The following is a 267-nucleotide window of genomic DNA, read 5'->3' on the forward strand; positions in this document are numbered from 1 at the left end:
GTGCCTATTGTCGCTGTCATGCTGGGCGTGATGGCCTATGAGTTCGGAGAGAAGGCGATCAAGGGATTAGGCTGGGTGGTGGGCATAGCCTGCTTGGTGATTTCCTTTCTGCTGCTGCAGACGTTCTCTCTGCATCCGGCAATCGTTATTTTTCTATTTCTCCTATATGGCGCATTTCATCACAAGCTCAAGGATAAGTGGAAGAAGAAGCAGCTCGGGACAGGTGAGGGAGCATGATGGATTGGTGGCACTTACTGGTTAGTTTTT

At 49.8% G+C, this 267-nt stretch carries 1 pseudogene; it reads left to right on the forward strand.

The features are described from left to right. Window positions 1–237: pseudogene (locus KVT27_RS24875) on the forward strand (chromate transporter); the annotation flags it as partial. Window positions 238–267: the final 30 nt, after the last annotated feature.

This window comes from Lysinibacillus sp. GbtcB16 (genome assembly GCF_019091145.1).
GTDB lineage: Bacteria > Bacillota > Bacilli > Bacillales_A > Planococcaceae > Lysinibacillus > Lysinibacillus fusiformis.